Below are 18,106 nucleotides of genomic sequence, written 5' to 3'. Positions count from 1 at the left end.
TCCTTATGACAGAATTGAGAAATAAATTTTCCTTCTTTTATAAACTCTGGATTTAGTTTTATGATATTTAATGAAGAATCATTGCTTTGGCAAACGTGGAAGCGTCGCTTACTTGTTTTTTGCTTTCTGCTTTCGGTTTTATGTTTAACGATTCTTCCCATTTGGCAAAAAATAGGAATTTATCCCACACCGCTTCTTATTATTCTTTACTATTGGTCTTTCTATCGATCAGACTTACTTCCTGTTGAGCAATTGGTTTTAATAAGTTTAATTCTTGATGGAATTTATGCCTACCCACTTGGATTTTCAGCCTTACGATTGCTTATTGCCTATATGCTTGTCATGACCCAAAAGCGAATCTTATATCACCAAAGATTCCACTGGATCTGGGCAGGGTTTGGGCTACTTGTGGTCGTTGATGCTTTTATATACGCAATTCTCATATCGTTTGTAAAACATGAATGGACAGGCATTTTACCCCTCATTCCAGGTATGTTACTCACTATAGGTCTTTACCCTCCTACAGTTTGGACCATCAATCGATTTGTTATGAAACGCTTTCCCACATAATTATGCCAAATCGCATGAATGCTATATGACGAAGGATCTGTCCCTTTAATAAGTCTTAACGTTCCGTCATTGAGTTTGATAGGGCTCTTGTAAACGGCTTCATGAAGTAAGCAAGAATAGATTTCTTCCCTGTCAAAATATCCACTTCAACTTGCATACCTGGCAATATCGGATGAGATTTTCCATCTTTTACAAGCACACTGGAACTCGTTTTCAATAAAACACGATAAAAAGTTACTTCTCGCTTATCTGTAATTGTGTCTGCACTAATGTCTTCAATTACCCCTTGAAGTCCTCCATAACTACTGAAATCAAAAGCTGTAACTTTTATTGTGGCTTCCATGCCTTGTCTAATGAAACCAACATCTGCCGGGACAATTTGAGCTTCAACCACCAATGTATCGTTTAAAGGAACAATATCCATCATGGCTTCACCAGGCTGGACAGTTCCCCCCACAGTGCGTATTTTTAAATCACGAATTGTTCCTGTAATGGGAGACCGAATTTCCATACGCATAACACGGTCACGATCTGTAGTTTGGGCGCCTCTCGCTTCGGCTAATCTTCCTTCAACATCACGAAGTTCAAGTAGGTCTTCATTTTTATAGCGAATTTGAATTTGAGTAAGTTTATCTTTGGCTTGTCCCAAGGATACGGTGAGCCGTTTCAAACTTGATGACAATACTTTTTGTTGTGCCTCCTGCTCAGCCAAATCTCTACTTATTTTTATATAATCAACTTTTGAATATATTTTTTTTTCATAAAGTGGCTTTACAATTTTAGCTTGCTCTGAAGCATATTCGTATTGCTTCTGAGCATCTGTTAATTTTGCTTTTGTTTCATAAACTTCTTGTTTTTTGATTTGAAAATCTTTTTTCGCAATTTGTATATCATTTTGTTTTTTTAGCTTATTTGATAAAAAACGTTGTTGTTCCTGAAGAGCCAGATTCGGTGCATTCATCATTAGGTCTTGACTGGGAACAAAGGATTCTCTATTCGCAATTTGCGCACGTAATCTTTCAGAAGTGGCCAAAAATCTATAGTAATTTTCAGTATCTTGTATATATTTCGCGTGAGAAATTGTTGGATCTAAACGAGCAAGAACCTGACCTTGCATAACTTGCTGGTCTTCGCGCACTAAAATCTCCTTAACAATACCGCCCTCTAGATTGCTAATGGTTTGAATATGAGTCGAAGAAACAATTCTACCTGTTCCCTTTGTAACTTCGTGGAGTTCAGAAAAATGTGCCCAAACAATAAAAACCATAGAGAAGAGAAGAATAATTTTTTGAGTCAAATATGTTTTCTTGTGACCGACACGCACAAGAGCAGCCACTCGTGGCGGTAAAAAATCCAGATCTTGTTCAGGAGGCAGCGACATTAATCAGCCTCCTCTTCTTCTATAGGAGATTCTTGAGTTACAGATCCTTTAACAAGTAATTCTAAAATTTTATCCCGCGGACCATCAGCTGCTATACGTCCTTGATCAATGACAATGATACGATCTACCAAAGATAAAACTGAATTACGATGAGTCACAACAATGAGAGTTTTTTCAGGAATATGCTCTTCTAAGCGTTTAATCAACAAAAATTCAGATTCAGGATCCATAGAGGCCGAAGGCTCATCCAAAACTAAGATTGAGGGGTCATGAAGAAGGGCTCTTGCAATGGCAATAGATTGACGCTGTCCCCCTGATAAGCCAGAACCACCTTCACCAATTGGCATATCATACCCCATCGGATGTTGACGCACAAAATCATCAACACCAGCAAGTTTGGAAGCTCTCAAAATTTGCTGATCATCGGCTGTCACATTTCCAATAGCAATATTATCCCGAACAGTGCCTCTAAATAAGAAAATCTCTTGAGATACGTACCCAATTGAAGAGCGAATTTCTACGGGATCTAATTGGCGCATATCAATGCCATCAATTAAAATAGTTCCCGAATTGGGGTAATATAGCCCCAGGAGTAACTTTTCTATTGTCGTTTTGCCAGAACCCATTCGACCAATTAATGCTACTTTTTCTCTAGCTTTAATTTTAAAAGAAAGATTTCTTAACGCTTTTAATTTCTGACCAGGATAGGCAAATTCTACATCTATAAAATCAATTTCTCCCTCAAAAATGTTGCGGTGAATGTATCGCATAGAGGGAGGTCGCTCAGCCGGCAAATTTACGATTAGATCAAGAAGTTTTAAGGAAGCATAAGCTTGGTTAAAGCGTGCTGTTAACCCAACGACACTTCCCATTGATGCAATTGCCCGCGTGGTTAGGATTGTGGCCGCAATCAAACCTCCAACAGATAATGTGCCTGCTGCAACTTCATAAACACCGATAACTATCAGAAAAACGTATGCCGCATTTTGTATAAAAAAGATCGCATTAGAGGAAAGCAGCGACATATAATACACTCTGTTGGCAGCTAAAGCTGCTCCTGAAACCGATTCTTCCCACTTATGCAACATTCTCCCTTCTGCATTCATAGATTTAACCGTTTCAAGCCCAGACAAAGATTCCATCAAAATTCCATGCTTATATTCCATCTGAGATAGAAGATTCTTAACGGACCCCTTCATTGCCGGTTGCATTGCAAAGCTAATAATCAAAATAAGAACGATGGCTGTAATAGGAACCATGACCATAGATATTGAAATCATAGCGATTGCAATCAAAAATAATATGGCAAAAGGAATATCAACGAGAGTGACAATAGTTGTAGATGAAAAAAATTCTCGAACCCCCTCAAATTCTTTTAAATAATGCGCAAGTCCACCAGCAGATGCAGGGCGGTGGATAAATTGTAAACCTAAAATACGCTGATATAAAAAGCTCCCCAACAATACATCCATATTTTTTCCAGCAATATCCACAAAGTATCCCCGTATCATGCGCAACGCAAAATCAAAGAAATAAATTACAAATATACCAATAGACAAAACTAGTAATGTATCAAAAGCTTTATTTGGCAATACTCTATCATAAATATTCATTGCATATAATGTGCCCGCCAATAAGAAAAGGTTTATTAATGCTGAAGACAAAACAACTTGAGTATAAATTGAGCTAAAAACTTTTAAGGTATCCCAAAACCACGAGAGAGGTGTATCTCTTGATTCCTCTTTTTCCAATGGCTTATGAGCCACAAGAATCATTTTACCTGTATATTGTTCTCTTAATTCTTCAATTGGTAGGGTTTGGGGTGTTTTTTTTTCCTCCGGGAAAAAGACTGTAGCGACAAACTCATCTATGGCCACCAAAACACAAGCTTTTCCTCCTCTCATCATGAGAATACAAGGTAATAAATGGGAAGAAAGTTCATTGAGTGTACGGGCGACTATTTTTGACTTAAAATTAAACCGTTCGGCGGCTTGCAATAACATTGCCGGAGAAAATCCCTTTGGCCCAATAGGCAAACCTGCTTTAAAAGACTCCGTGGAAACGCGATAATTTAACAAACCCGATATAATCTCTAAGCAATGGAGTAAAGCATCTCCATACTTAAGACTTTCTCTCGGCCCAGTTTCGCGTTCATTAGCCATAAAAATGCACCCTTAATCATACCTTACCCCTCAATCAAACCACACAAAAAGTTTCAACTATCTTAATTTTAGATAAAAAAATATATAAAATTTTTAATATAATGATATCATTATATAAAAGAGGATATAGAGGCAGTGATATGAATAGAATAAGTCTAACAAAAATTGGGCCTTATTTTGCTTTGTCTTTCATACTTGGGTATACTCCGATGAGCAAGGCTTCCTTACCACCACCCCCTTCCCCAATTAAGGCAAAAATGAGTAATGAGGCTGCGAATGCAGAATCTGAAAATAAGATTGCGAGTGAAATTTCCCCTTTTTCACACGATACACTAACTCAATACAAACAACCTATTAAGTCTTCAGCAAGTAGTCTTTCAGGCATTATTAAAGAAGCATTAACTCATCAACCCAGCATCAATGCTGACAAACAAGCTTTAAGTGCAGCCGAGGAAGTTATTACACAAGCTAAAGCCGGATATATGCCCACAGTTGATTTACGTGCCAGTGTCGGACGAGACAATTTTCGCCGCAGTTTTGGTATTAACTCCCTGAACCCCCTTGCCAGCTCAGGAACAATTAGCACAACCCGCAGTGACCCTTCTGTTATCATTCGGCAGATTCTATTTGATGGGAATGCAACTTCATCACGTGTAGCTCGTGCACGCTCGCAAGAACAACAAGCCCGAGGAACACTTGGAATAACCACCGATACAGCCATACTAGATGCTGCCACAGCAGCTATCGATATTCGCAGACTGCAACGTCTCTTACGAATTGCTGATAATAACATTCGGTTTCATCAATCCATGAAGGAAAAAGTAGCAGAAATTGTTCAAGCTGGCGCAGCTCCAATTTCGGATTTATATCAAGTTGACTCTCGTTTACAAGATACTTTTGTTACGAAATCAAATATTCAATCTGATCTAGAAGTTGCAAAAGCAAAATTTATTGAGGTGGTTGGTAAGGAAGCACCTGATCAAATTAAGCGCATTAAACTCCCCGCTTATTTAATTCCTGATTCCATTGAAATGGCCGTTCGTATGGCTATCGACAACAACAACGCAATTAAGGTTGCTAAAAGTAACGTTCAAATTGCAGAATCCACCAATAAAGAAAGCAGCTCGAAACTTGTTCCCACAATTACCTTGGAATTAGAAGGAGAAAAAGATCGGAACATGAGCGCCACAACTGGATCTCAAGGTCGACTGACAGCTATGGTTGTTGCTCGTCATAACTTGTTTAATGGCGGAGCCGATTTAGCAAAATCTCGAGAAACCATCAAACGTCTTTCAGAATCACACGCACGTTTAGGTCTTTCTCTTCGACAAATAGAACGAACTGTCCGCACTTCTTACGCAGAACATAAAAACGCTCTTTCAAAATCTGCGCATCTTACAAAGTTAATTAAAGAAAAACGAAATATTCGCAATGCCTACCTAAACGAATTTATAGTTGCTAAACGTTCCCTTATTGATAATTTAGATTCTGCAAATGATGTGTTCATAACGGAAGCAACCCGCACAACGGTTGATGCCACTGCAGACATCAATACAATTGTTTTAAGTGTTGCTACCGGTCAATTTCAAAAACATATAGCCAGAGGAGAATTTGAGGAAGAGGAAGAGAACGTAGCAGATTCCGCATCAGACAAAAAAGATTTTGAAGCAGCCCTACAACTAACGGGCTATACTCCTAACTTTTTCGAAAATGGCTTAAAGACTGAAAAAAATACACCTAAAAAAGTTGCCCTAAAAAGAAAAAGTGTTTTTGAAGCCAGGAAGGAAGAGCGTGAGGATGCTCTATCTGAAAATGAACTCTCAGAGTCTAAGACTTAAAAATTTGAAGTGAACATCACAAGATTTGAACCTTTGGACCCGTTGTCCAAAGGATAATTTTGCGAATTCGATGTTTAGGGTATATTGATTTCAGTGCGGCTGCATATCCCTCAAGTTGCCTTTTATAGGTGTCTGGAATATCCTCTGCAGAACCCGCAGGATTTTGATCGGATTTATAATCAATAATTGTAAGTGTCTCCTCCGTTACATGGAGGCGATCAATACGTCCTTGAAAAGGTATGCCATCGACAACACCACTTACAGGTACCTCAGCCAAAGAATGAGGCCCAAATATGTCCGCAAGATTGGGATCATTTAAAATTTTTAAAGTTGTCTCAATATCGCTTTGCCAATCAGAGATAAGGAGGCCTTCCTTCTCGATTATCTGACAAGCTTTCCCATACCGAAGATGCGTTTCCAATTCAGGCAAATATTCAAATAACCTATGAATAAGGATGCCACGCTCAATTGCTTTTAAGGAATAACTCTTTTCCCATTGAGAATCGTTCAGAGTTTTAGGCATCTCAAGGGGAGAGGTAAGAGCCCATTCTGGTAAGGTCAATACATCTTCAACAAAAGCTTCAGAGGAGTTAAATGTGTTTATGTCTGGGGGGAGAATCTGTTGATCATGGGAATATACATTGCTTTCAGACTTTATGTATAATGCATCTTTTATAACTTGGTACCAACAGTCCTTGGCTAACTCTCTCGCTGATTTCCATCCCCCAACATAAAGACGATCTTGAGCCCGCGTCAACGCTACATACAATAATCGACGTCGCTCTTCAGTGGTCGCTTGCCATTCCTTATCTTTAAAATACTTAGTATCGGCGGTATCTTGAACTTGAGTTGGTCGTAACATCACAAGTTTATCTGTCCATAAAAGAGAATCCGCGCGCTCTTTTCCAGATTCGGCAGCTTCGGGTAAAATGACAATGGGTGCCTGAAGTCCTTTAGACCCGTGTACCGTCATCAACCGAACCTGGTTATGAATCGTGTCAGATGTATCCCGCTTAATCTCTTGGGTCTGATGAGTCATAAAGTGAATAAATCCTTGGAGAGATCCTGCATGCTCCTGATCATAATTTAGGCAAAGGCTCAAAAATTCTTCTAAAGCATCCTCTACTTCATGCCCTAAACGACTTAAAAATCGACAGCGCCCTTCTTGCTGCGTTAATACCCAACTATAAAATTCATATACTGGACACAGATCTACTTCCCTTAAGCATGCTTTTAACCAAATATATGCTTCTTGAAATGAAAGTTTCTCTTGAGCATTTTTTGACAATGACGCCCAAAGTGTCCCCGGACGTCCGTGGGCAAGACTGAACAAGTCATCCTCACTCATTCCGATTAAGGGGCTGCGCAAAATACTGGCCAAACTGAGGTCATCTTCTGGAAGAACGGAAAATTGACCCAAAGCCAAGAGATCCATGACGGCAATATGATCTGACAATATTAGTCGATCTGCACCTGCAACAGGAATATTCCGCTTCTTAAGAGCACGTATGATTTCTTGCCCCAAGATACTGCGCTTACGAACCAGAATAAGAATATCCCGAGGTTGTATGGGCTGATGCGTTGAGGGCAAGAGACCTTTAGCATGAATCCAGCTCTCAACTTGCTCCGCTAAATAGTGCGCCAGACGAGATTGTGGGCTCGCACGATCTACACGTTCTAAAGGCAAGTGCCATTCCAACTCACCCAATTCTCCATCATCTTCTTCCGGCTCAATCAGAGGCCATAATTCCACTAAACTCGGAAGATGCGCGATCGATGGTTCTCGATGAGCATGATGAATTATATCTGAACTATCAAAGCAGATACCTTTTTTGTTTTGATCATTGGCAAAAACTTCATCAACAATATTCAAAATAGTTGCCGTTGACCGGTAAGATAAATCCAATCGAACGTCTCGCCAATTCTGGCCCCCTTTTTGTGACAACTGAGAAAAATGATCTTTTATTTTTAGAAAATCTTCCGGGTTTGCCCCTTGAAAACTGTAAATCGATTGCTTGGGATCCCCCACCGCAAAAATTGTTCGACGAGATTTATTTTGTGTAAAGAATTCTGAAGTTAAACTGAGAATAATATCCCATTGATCTGCATTTGTATCTTGGGCTTCATCAACTAATAAGTGATCAATACCTCCATCTAATTTATATAATACCCATGCCGCAATACCCGGCTGATTTAATAAGTTCTGGGTCTTTTGAATTAGATCATCATAATCTAATACGCTGCGACGGGATTTCTGATGTTGGTAATCTTGAATAATCTCTTGAAAAAGCGCTAAAGTCGCAATTGTGCGTTGGACAACTTCCAAAGCGGATAAGGAGCGCACAAATTGATATACACGTTCCGCCTGAGGCATTTGTTCCGGTTTCAGTTTTTTGCGTATTTCATTTTTTTGTGTCAAATATGTTTTTATATAAGCCTCGAAATCAGTCTCGAAGGGCTCAAATTGAGTTTTTAGTCTCGATATTAAATCAGGCTGTAAAAGCTCTTCGGGATTTTCAAGTCGCTTATCAACTTCTAAAAAGGCCAATAGTTCAGTCGCATAATCCCACAAATTATCATATCTTTTGAGAAGCACTTCAATGCGCGATCGATCATAGTAAAAATCGTTTAAGATTGAACTGAATCTCTGATCCGCCATATAGGGATTTAACGTGGAAAGCGCTGCATCAGCTAAAGATGAGGGCTTCGCAAATACGCGACGCTGGGCTTCCAGCCACAATTCTTCCGCTAACAAATCATCCAAAACGCGGAAATGGGGAGGAATTCCTGCTTCAATAGGAAAACGAGACAAAACTGATTGACAGAAACCATGAATGGTTTGAATTTTCATGCCACCTGGCGCATCTAATACAAGGGTAAATAATTGTCGCGCTCGCGAAATAAGTTGAAGAGATATGATTGTCTCACTTGAGATTTCCTGAAGGTCTCGCTTCAGCTCAAGCTCCGGTAATGTCGCCCAGTGCGCTAATCGTTTCATTAAACGATTAGCCATTTCTGAGGCTGCAGCTTTTGTGAATGTTAAGCATAAAATACGCTCAGGAGCAAATCCTTGAAGAAGTAAATTTAATATGCGATCTGTCAAAACCTTTGTCTTGCCCGTACCCGCAGATGCGACCACCCACGCACTCACTTTTGGATCTGCTGCCAAGAATTGAGCTGTACTCAAGGGGGCGTAACTCCTTATAATTTACTTAATTTAGCCGGATAAGATTCTGTTATAGACTACTCCAAATTACCTCATATCAAAATAAATATTTCCAATTTATTTGTCCTGTAGAGGGCCGAAACAACAAAGAGCCGCCAAGTCCATTTCGGATAGGGCAGCTCTAAATTTGCTAAATACTGTTTATTTATGATTTTGCCGCACTTTTTTCAAAATGATACGAACAATTTTTTATTGAACTGCGCATGTGGCACCACAATTATAGGGCGTATAATGTAAATGATGCGTACAGTTATGATAGGGCCTTCTGTTATAATTATATTGCCCCAATTGAGCACCTATGAACGCACCCGAATTAATAGTCCTTGGTAATTGATAATGATCAGCACTGGTATAGTTAACCTTATGACCCAAGTCAACGAAGGAAGCCAATGTAACGGAACTCAAGGGATTAGTGATATTCTCGTTATAATAGCCTGTCATAAGCTCATTATAAAATTCCGTTTCAGACCAGTGAGCGCCGATGGTGCCGGGACCCCCTCCACTTTCCAACGGCACACTCCATAGCCGATTATCCCTTAAACCTTGACGACCCCTTAAGTTTGTATAAGCTTGAGCTGCGTGAGTCCCTATAAAATACTGTTCACCAGCAGCATTAGTGTTAACGAGTTTATATTCTTCCCACAAAGTCCCAAAACCAAGAATATGACAGATTTCATGCGTAACAATATTGAGAAGGCCAGGACTTCTTAAATCTGCTAAGTCAATTTCTAGTGTTCCAGCGGTAACGTATTGTCCTCCATCATGATTATATGTCACAAATTTGGTGGGACCAGCTTGGGCTAAGGTTCCACCCTCACCATCAATGCTTTGTAGCTTGACGGTTATTACAACATCAAATTTTTGGTCTCTTGGGTGTTTTGGATATTCCGTAATAATGGCACGGCTTAATTTACCAGCGGCATCTCCCAAAATTCTTTTAGAAGGCTCATCCAGACGATAATCATATACAAATCCGAACTGAATAGCCTGTGTTGGCAAGCTAAAAAAGACAAAAGCGGTAAAAAACGGAATACCAAAAACTCTACTTAAAAATACTTTCATTCACTGTTCTCCCATAATATATTTGAAACTCTTTAAGAATTAACGTTTATCTAAGCCTTTACTGCGTAAATGCTAATAATCTTCCCCCTATGCCAACCCATGCCTCACTAGCATGCTTATCGACATAAGAAAAACTCATACGACCATGACCCTGCTCGCCCCAATTTTGCCCCCACGTATTCTTAAAATAAAAAAATTCGGTTTTGGGGTCATATCCGTAGATCGTAATCGCATGAAAACCGTTTGCTCTATTGAGCGTTTCAATCACACCTGATATTGGCCAACCCCCCACATCAACTGGAACTGAAATAATAACAGGACATTTGTTTTCTGTAAGCGCTTGACAGATGGTCAAGCTTTTGGAAAATTCGCAACGTTCACCAATTTTGCAACGTCTTTGTTCCGATAAAAAGAGGCTTTTTACATCCTCAAAAGCATATTTAACAAAGTTTTTTTCGACAAGTTTCGTAAAAGGGGGATTTAAACAAATATTCCAATGATCTGGATCTCTAATCTCACTATTTGTGGCTTTTACTGAAGCAGCGTAAGGTTTGTAGGGCCACAAATTTCCATCAACGACACCAATATCAAGAGCTGTATCCATCGTATGACCAAGTGAAATACCGTTATTTATACAATCATCGCGTTTTTCTGCTTTTACAATAAGATAAGGGTGAGAAAGAGAAGTGTTTTTATGAACAAATTTCAAACCTTCTACCGTTGCAAAACTTGCACAAGTTCCGAGATCACCTTGATGTTCAACGGATTGTCTCCAATCATTTGTCCCCAGTATTATGGCTTTTGAGTTAGAAACTGTCGAATTTGTCTCTGCGAAATGCTTAGTAAAAATTTCTTCAGAAGATTGTGGTAAGGATAAAATACTTCTCGGGCGATACCGTTCCACAGGCTCTCTTGTTAGCCCAATATTTCTAACCCTTTCCCTATGCGACCAAAATTGGGGTGTGCCATTTTCAGGATGAAAATGATAATGACTTTGGTATCGAAAAGCATCTTCACTTTGATTAAATTCATCGAAACCTCTGCAAGGAGAGGCTTGCCAACTGGCAAAAACAGTCAGGCTTCCCAGAAAGCAGCTTTTAATTGTTAACCATCTAAAGCGAGTACTTAATGTATTAATAAAAAGTTTTTTTTGAGAAATCATGCTTAACCCTCTCTCATAATTTTAAGTTAGTGAACCTTGAACTCGCTTAATCTATTTTAAAAATCTCGCTTTCTCCTATCCGCAAAATAATCGTAAGTACATACATAAGTACAAATTACGGACATTCTTTTTTATCTTAAAAATGAAGGGAATCTTATTATTTTATGAATTTTGATAGATATTTTTTAGAAAATAAAAGTAACGGATCGAATGAGAAAAGAATAGTAAAATGAGCCTGCCAAGAAAGATTTGTGGGAAGAGTTTCCTTACACCAATACAACACAATTGCGTCCTGAATTTTTAGCTGTATAGAGGGCTCCGTCCACAATTTCAAAAACTTGGGTAATTTTCTTTGTGTTAGAGGGGACTTGATAGACCCCAAAACTACAGGTTATCTGAAACGTATGCTGCTTTTCGCTATGAAATATTTGTTGGGCAAGCAAGTGTCGTAATTTTTCGGCAACTTCATAAGCTTCGCGGTCGGTAGCATTATTCAAAACAATACAGAATTCTTCCCCTCCATATCGAGCGACCGTATCCACAGAACGTGTGTTTTTCTTCAGTATACTTCCAACTTTTTGGAGAACTGTGTCTCCCGTGACATGGCCATAAGTGTCATTAATTTTTTTGAAAAAATCTATATCGAGCAATATAATAGAGAGGTATTTCTGTCCCTTTTTTATTTGAGTCATTTCTGTTTGGAGAATAGCTGTAAGGGAGCGACGATTATTAATTCCCGTTAAAGAATCCAAGAGAGATAATTTTTTTAATTTTTTCGAATACAGAATAAGTTGTTGTTCGGTTTTTCGTCGCGTCTTAATTTCAGCAGCTGCTTGCAGAGCATTTCGATGGGCTATTTGTGCTAAATGGGCAATTAAGGCCAGCATTGTTGCGACAATAAATCCAATAATCAAAATCACATAAGGAAGCCAGGATTGTTGTTTAGCTACGAGGGCGGGAACAGGCCAAGAGGTAATTGACCATTCATAATCCGTGACTTCATATGTAATACTATTATTATCAGTCGGGTAACCAAGATCCGGATGGCGTTGATAAACGATTCCATTGTGGTAGTAAATAGCAATATTATAGTCGGTAATCGCTTCTCGAAACACTTCTTCAAAAAATGCTTTGGCATTCACAACACCAACAATAATTCCTTGGAAATTTTCTCCGCGCCCTACGGGGGTATAAATCAAAAATCCATTTTCACCAGAGGTCAATGTTAGCATAGGGGTTATGATAGTTTTCCCATCTTGACGCAGAGTTTCCAAATGACGTGATCGTTTTTTACCATCCAAAAGATTAAGGCCTAAAGCCGCCTCATTGCCGCGTAAAGGCGCAATCCATTTAACAAAATACTCGGCGTCTACCCACTCAATGGCTTCATAACCCGGTTGGTCAGCAATAGAATTCAAAGCATCTTGAGACCATTCCTGATAAGGAGTGCCTCCCTTTCGAGATTCCCATCTCTTAGCCATCCGCGACAAGGATTCCGTCCTATATTCCAATTCTTCTCTTATAACATTTTTTACGCTCTGAGCTGCTAAGGTGTTCCGTTGATGTTTATTTTTTTCGATATATGCCAAAGATGCTTCCCAAAACGATAGTGTTATAACTTCAATGACAACAAAAACGAGCAAAGGAACCCAGGATAAAAAAGAAAAATTTGCTTCAGAAGCTTTGATGCAAATAATCGATATCAGAGCTATACAAAGAAGAATATTTGTAATCGTATTATGAATTGCCATACGCGTATAACTGCCCCAACCATAAGTTGCTGGCATATCCACTATGTAGCCAAATATTCCGACAAAACTCATTGCTAAGGGGATTAAAGTCAGAACCATCAGAATAAAGAGCAGACTCCTTATCTCTAACCTAGACCTTACATAATTGCTTAAAATAAAAATGGAGGTGCCCATAAGACTGAGTATCAGCGCACCATTCGGGGACATGCGCCCTGGCATAGAATTTTGAGCGCCAGGAGCAACGTGCATAAAAAGTTCGTCGATACCCAAGTTTATTTGGAAAACATATTCAATGAGGGTAAGGTAGCTTACACCCATGATAAAAATTCCCATTAAAAAGGGAAGTAAGCGCCAATTTTTACAAATCCCTATAATACCTATAGCCGCTGCAATAAAGCACAGTGCGCTATTATATTGCATCCCAGCAAATTGGGGCTGAACTTGGATTAAAGTCACATTATTCGTGTGCCAACCCCATATCACTAGGGCGCCAATAATCATCGATAAGGAGGCAGCAAACATAGGAATGATTTTCTTGGAAATTGACGGCAAATCCATGATGAATATTTTCACTCCTATACCGACTTGTGAGTTGCAATGGGACTGCCTTAAATTTAACAAAACAAAGCCTAATAAAGTGTTAAAAAGAATTTTTTAAAATTTATAATAATTTAAACTTGACCGCTTAAACCTTAAATATTTGTCGTTTTTTGTTATTAAATTGGCCATAACGAATTCAAAAAAATTATTATTATTGATATTTAAAAAATCCATCATTATGAATAATAATGTTGTTTGTGAAATATATGTCTTCAAAGGTACTCCTTTATGATAAGCAATAATAAATTCAAATGGTCTTATAGGAAATGTTATCAAATTTTTTGAACCCTAAACTCACATTTATATTATTTTTACTAACTCAACTGTTAGTCCTTTCTCCTTTATTCGCATCTGAAACGGATTTGGAGAAAGCGAATCCTATTACTCCCCCAATTTTTTCAACACCTGAAACTGTAAAGGGTTTTATAGATAACTTAAGTCATGCTAAATTTGATAAAACACAAACCAGACTTATTGTTCCCATAAACGGAATACCTTGGTTCATCACCCCGGAGTATCGAGAGGAAATTATTATGTCTGGAATCCAGGGCAAAAAGAAACCGTGGATAGCACAAATTGAGTATAGAAAATCAGAAAGAGTTGGAAATATAACTCGATGTTTTTATCGCGCCCATTTTAAAACTGGATATTCTGAGAACATTGATTTGTTGGAATTTAGAATTTCACATTTGAGTCAGTAAATTCATTCTTTTGGCGCTTTATAAGACCAGCAAGACCCTGCGGGAAAACGCAAAATTATTTTTATCCCCACTCTTTAATACGTTCTAGATGCGCATAATCGTGATAGACAGGAATGAGGAGAGGATCAGGGCAGGCATGAAATGGTATTTCTTTACTTAAGAAAATTTCAAACAATCGCCGCACCCCGTGCTCAGCCGAAGATATTAATGTCGATGCATCATCAAACGAAATGATCTCCCCCACAGGAGTTCCCCCCGTTACACGCCAATAACATAAATTTTCAACCTCAAGAGCCGGCAAATCTGAAAAACCTCCAACCTTCAAAATCACGCCCTCAAGAGACAATTGAGGAGCCAAACCTCGTAGCACAAAATTTCTAGAGGGCACACTGCCCGTCTTATAATCAATGATACAGGCTTGCTTCGTTGTCATAATATCAATTCGATCAGCTTTTGAGGTCAGCACAATCGGACCTCTGGCCGTTGGAATTTCTATGGCTCCTTCAACTTCTGTTTTAATCTGGTAAATATGCGATTGATCTTTGACCATCTGACTTAAAAACCATACACTTACTCGTTGAAACCGCGGCCACCAAAATGCCATCGCTCTGGGATCCATAAGTAGGTTTCCAAAAGCTTCTCTTCCCATAGTTTCAAGAACTGTAATAGCTTCTGAAGAAGCCGGATTTACACCCGACCTCACAAAAGCATCCAAAGCCTGATGAATGGCTTGTCCCCGTTCTGCCAAAGATAAATCTGCATCCAGAGGATCCAGGGGTCTAATATTCAAAATCTTCTTTGCGTAAATACTATAGGGATCCTGAAGAAGCGTTCCCACTTCTGTCACAGACAAGCGACGTGGTCGAGCAGAAAGCGGGGGGCAAGGTGCCGGAGGAGCAAACTTAATGTGCTCTTGGGGTTGATCAAGAAGCGTCGACCAAGTTAACCAAGGTTGAGTTGATTTCAGCTCTCCCCCACCTGTAGCCAATAATGCAGAAAGACGTTGCCACCAACGACTGGGGAGCGTGGGAGCGCCCGCTCTCTTAAGAGAACGAGTCATATACACTTTTTGTGCCGTCATCCCTGTACAAAAATCATGGGCGGATAATCCTACTTTACGTTCCGTTGGAGGCAATCCGAAGGATTCTCTCATGGAACGACTAAGCCAGGGATCATCCTCAATAACTCCAGGCCAGGACCCTTCATTCAATCCCCCTAAAATTACCACGTCAGCGTGTAATAAACGCGCTTCCAACGCCCCCAAAATCAAAATTCGCGACCCAATCCCTTCACGATCTCTAACCACTTCCTGGGCCATCAGATTGCGCAAAAAAAGTGAATAATCCTTTCCCATAAGTGAGGGGTAGCAATGGGCATGTTCGAGTAAATCTTCAAAGAAGTCTGAAGCAACTTGACCATCTTCTTCCGCCCAAAGAAAAGACGACTTTGAATCTTCTGCCCCCACTAAAGCTTCAGCAATCGCTTTATGTGCCTTTAAGAAATCGGCAAAAGAATGAGTTTGACCATCATTTAAAGCTAATAACGGAATGCATAATTCATACCCGGGAAAAGGTAATTTTTCCATCTCTAATAGGTGAGTGCCTCGCAACGAAGCCATCTCAAAACGACGAGTTTCTATTAAATGTGATACTCGATCGCGCCCTTTCGCATAGAGAGGATGTTTAAGAAGCGCCAACAGATCCGCCGCACCAAAGTCCTGCGCCAGTAGACTCGTTAAGGCCAAAAAACGCCCGACGACTGATTGAGTAAAGGGTAGCCCACTGGATAGATTTGCGTGCAATCCCCACCGCCCTAACGCTGCTCGAACCCGACGTGCTAACTCTCCATCCGGTGTTACCAGAGCAATTACTTGTTCTGGTTGTTCTAATTCATAGCGCATAATCAGTGCAATTTGGCGAGCTTCTTCCAAAACAGAAGGGGCCTCAATGCCTTGTAGAGAAGATAATGTCTCTTCAGCCATCTTTGGGGAAATGCGCCATTCTTCTTGCGGATTTGCGGACATTGCCATAGACAAGACCACTGATCTTGCAGAGACTGGCGCAGCCCCCTCTAACCACATAACAGGAGATTGCAAATAAGTCATGAATTGATGAAGAGTATATTGAGGGTGTGTCAGAGGTAACGCCTCCTCATTTATTGACACAAGAGAGCGATCAACACCTGCTAAAACAACGCAACCATTGTTAAAATTCAGAATAGCTTTCGCCAATTGTGCCGTTGCAGGGCGTGTGGCCGTTGTCCCAGCTAAAATAACAGGATAATGGGGACTCCAATGAGTCGCTACTTGCTCTAAAATAAGACGTTTTCGCGTTGCTGGTTCTATGTAACCCGCCTGGTCTAGAATGGGGGGCCATAAATCTGTCAGGATTTTTAAAAAATCCAGTGTTAATTGCCAATGAACAGCATAATCCGCACCCACCAACGTTTTTAGATCGCTCAAATTTAAACCGGTCGTTTCAACTTCGTCTACTAAATGCATGAGTTCCTGAGCCAAACGTACGGCCCCCGCTGGGTTTTGATGCCCTCCTTCTTTTTGCCGTTCAAAGGCCAACACCAGTTGACTCATCAAGCCCAATCTCTGCGAGGAAGGCATTGCCAACGGCAAAAGAGTAAGGGGGCTATATCCGGGTAGCTCTGCTCCTTCCTCGATATCCGCCAGAGCCATAATTCGAGGGAGAATTCGACAACCCTTCCGCGTTGCTTTCAGGAAAGCTTCTTGAAGCATTAAGCACCCACGGCGGGTGGGAAGAATGACTAAATAGCGTCCTAAACTTAAGGGGTCAGAGGCTGTTTCACCTATCAGTTTCTCAACTAAAGTTGGTAAAAAAGGAACGCCAAGAGGAACTGCACAGAGGCCTTTCAGCGGACGTTCGGGAGAAGAGATCATCCAACAACCTCTTGAATTTCCTTTAAACTTTCCAGTGTCCCCATATCTCCCCAATCCCCGTCAAATACTGCACCATAAAGACGTCCCTCTCTTTCGGCTTTGTGAAAAAAGGGCATAATCGAAAAAGGGTGAATTTTTTCATTCTCTAGAAGGTGAGGATGAAGGATACGAATCCCAGAAAATATATAAGGTGCTACGAGCTTTTCTCCTCGATATTGGACACGCCCATCTGACTTCAAGAAATAATCTCCCACGCCCTCAAACCCAATGGCATTGTCAAGAGGAACCAAAAGCAACAACGCATCCATTTTTTCTGAATCCCATACTTTGGCAAGCTGTTTTAAGCACGACTGATGACCATCAACCCACCAAATGTCTGCATTCAAAACATAAAAGGGCTCTCCTTGAAAATGCGCCAATGCTTTTGCAATACCCCCCCCTGTATCTAAAAGTTCAGGTTCATGAGAGATTGTAATTTCCGGTGATCCTCTTCCCCCAAGATGGGTATGAATTTGATCCGCCAAATAATGAGTATTGACCACACAACGTGTCACACCAATTGCGGACAATTGATCCAACGCATGATCTAACATTGCTTTTCCTCCAACCGGAATCAGGGGTTTTGGGATATGTTCCGTTAGGGGGCGTAATCGACGCCCTTCACCTGCAGCTAATACCATGGCTTGTGTGATCATTTTTAGTGACTCCTATGACCGTATCTAAAATATCTAAATGACATAAATTA

The 18,106-nt window shown here is 40.1% G+C and carries 11 protein-coding genes; 3 read left to right on the top strand and 8 right to left on the bottom strand.

Annotated elements, in window-relative coordinates:
• The first annotated feature begins 60 nt into the window (after window positions 1-60).
• Window positions 61-570 (top strand): hypothetical protein, encoded by a 510-nt coding sequence (locus FJX03_05825; GenBank protein ID MBM3633203.1) that lies wholly within the window; start codon window positions 61-63, stop codon window positions 568-570.
• Between the two features lie 55 nt (window positions 571-625).
• Here FJX03_05825 and FJX03_05820 read toward each other — a convergent pair whose 3' ends face one another.
• Window positions 626-1,951, bottom strand: a complete 1,326-nt coding sequence (locus tag FJX03_05820) for an HlyD family type I secretion periplasmic adaptor subunit (GenBank protein MBM3633202.1) — start codon at window positions 1,949-1,951, stop codon at window positions 626-628.
• Window positions 1,951-4,113, bottom strand: coding sequence for a type I secretion system permease/ATPase (locus FJX03_05815; GenBank protein MBM3633201.1), 2,163 nt, complete (start codon window positions 4,111-4,113; stop codon window positions 1,951-1,953). The genes FJX03_05820 and FJX03_05815 overlap by 1 nt, the downstream gene beginning before the upstream one ends.
• Window positions 4,114-4,214: 101 nt before the next feature.
• On the opposite strand from FJX03_05815, the gene FJX03_05810 reads away from it, so the two are divergent.
• Window positions 4,215-5,951 carry a hypothetical protein gene (locus tag FJX03_05810; protein MBM3633200.1) on the top strand — a complete coding sequence of 579 codons (1,737 nt, stop codon included), beginning with the start codon at window positions 4,215-4,217 and terminating at the stop codon, window positions 5,949-5,951.
• A gap of 16 nt (window positions 5,952-5,967) precedes the next feature.
• Here the strand turns inward: FJX03_05810 and FJX03_05805 are convergent, their stop codons facing one another.
• From FJX03_05805 to FJX03_05790, 4 genes are all read right to left on the bottom strand, one after another.
• Window positions 5,968-9,138, bottom strand: a complete 3,171-nt coding sequence (locus FJX03_05805) for a hypothetical protein (protein MBM3633199.1) — start codon at window positions 9,136-9,138, stop codon at window positions 5,968-5,970.
• Between the two features lie 228 nt (window positions 9,139-9,366).
• On the bottom strand, window positions 9,367-10,239 hold the full coding sequence (locus tag FJX03_05800; GenBank protein MBM3633198.1) for a hypothetical protein: 873 nt from the start codon (window positions 10,237-10,239) through the stop codon (window positions 9,367-9,369).
• A gap of 58 nt (window positions 10,240-10,297) precedes the next feature.
• Complete coding sequence (locus tag FJX03_05795; protein MBM3633197.1) at window positions 10,298-11,401, bottom strand: C1 family peptidase; 1,104 nt, start codon at window positions 11,399-11,401, stop codon at window positions 10,298-10,300.
• A gap of 266 nt (window positions 11,402-11,667) precedes the next feature.
• On the bottom strand, window positions 11,668-13,710 hold the full coding sequence (locus FJX03_05790; GenBank protein ID MBM3633196.1) for a sensor domain-containing diguanylate cyclase: 2,043 nt from the start codon (window positions 13,708-13,710) through the stop codon (window positions 11,668-11,670).
• A gap of 308 nt (window positions 13,711-14,018) precedes the next feature.
• Between FJX03_05790 and FJX03_05785 the strand changes: the two genes are divergently transcribed.
• Window positions 14,019-14,453: a hypothetical protein gene (locus FJX03_05785; GenBank protein ID MBM3633195.1), complete on the top strand. Its 435-nt coding sequence runs from the start codon at window positions 14,019-14,021 to the stop codon at window positions 14,451-14,453.
• 61 nt (window positions 14,454-14,514) lie between these two features.
• Here the strand turns inward: FJX03_05785 and FJX03_05780 are convergent, their stop codons facing one another.
• The gene (locus tag FJX03_05780; GenBank protein ID MBM3633194.1) at window positions 14,515-17,361 is read right to left on the bottom strand and encodes a double-strand break repair protein AddB; all 2,847 of its coding nucleotides are present in this window, start codon (window positions 17,359-17,361) and stop codon (window positions 14,515-14,517) included.
• Window positions 17,358-18,056 carry a nucleotidyltransferase family protein gene (locus FJX03_05775; GenBank protein ID MBM3633193.1) on the bottom strand — a complete coding sequence of 233 codons (699 nt, stop codon included), beginning with the start codon at window positions 18,054-18,056 and terminating at the stop codon, window positions 17,358-17,360. Before FJX03_05775 ends, FJX03_05780 begins: the two co-directional genes overlap by 4 nt.
• Window positions 18,057-18,106: the final 50 nt, after the last annotated feature.

Source organism: Alphaproteobacteria bacterium, assembly GCA_016870095.1.
Taxonomy (GTDB): domain Bacteria; phylum Pseudomonadota; class Alphaproteobacteria; order Paracaedibacterales; family VGCI01; genus VGCI01.
The sequence above is the reverse complement of the archived record's forward strand: the minus strand, read 5'-3'. Positions and strand labels throughout refer to the sequence as shown.

Excerpts from the sequence above, each read along its gene's own strand:
- FJX03_05825 (MBM3633203.1), top strand. The coding sequence starts at position 61 with ATGATATTTAATGAAGAATCATTGCTTTGGCAAACGTGGAAGCGTCGC.
- FJX03_05820 (MBM3633202.1), bottom strand. The coding sequence starts at position 1,951 with ATGTCGCTGCCTCCTGAACAAGATCTGGATTTTTTACCGCCACGAGTG.
- FJX03_05815 (MBM3633201.1), bottom strand. The coding sequence starts at position 4,113 with ATGGCTAATGAACGCGAAACTGGGCCGAGAGAAAGTCTTAAGTATGGA.
- FJX03_05810 (MBM3633200.1), top strand. The coding sequence starts at position 4,215 with ATGATATCATTATATAAAAGAGGATATAGAGGCAGTGATATGAATAGA.
- FJX03_05800 (MBM3633198.1), bottom strand. The coding sequence starts at position 10,239 with ATGAAAGTATTTTTAAGTAGAGTTTTTGGTATTCCGTTTTTTACCGCT.
- FJX03_05795 (MBM3633197.1), bottom strand. The coding sequence starts at position 11,401 with ATGATTTCTCAAAAAAAACTTTTTATTAATACATTAAGTACTCGCTTT.
- FJX03_05790 (MBM3633196.1), bottom strand. The coding sequence starts at position 13,710 with ATGGATTTGCCGTCAATTTCCAAGAAAATCATTCCTATGTTTGCTGCC.
- FJX03_05785 (MBM3633195.1), top strand. The coding sequence starts at position 14,019 with ATGTTATCAAATTTTTTGAACCCTAAACTCACATTTATATTATTTTTA.
- FJX03_05780 (MBM3633194.1), bottom strand. The coding sequence starts at position 17,361 with ATGATCTCTTCTCCCGAACGTCCGCTGAAAGGCCTCTGTGCAGTTCCT.
- FJX03_05775 (MBM3633193.1), bottom strand. The coding sequence starts at position 18,056 with ATGATCACACAAGCCATGGTATTAGCTGCAGGTGAAGGGCGTCGATTA.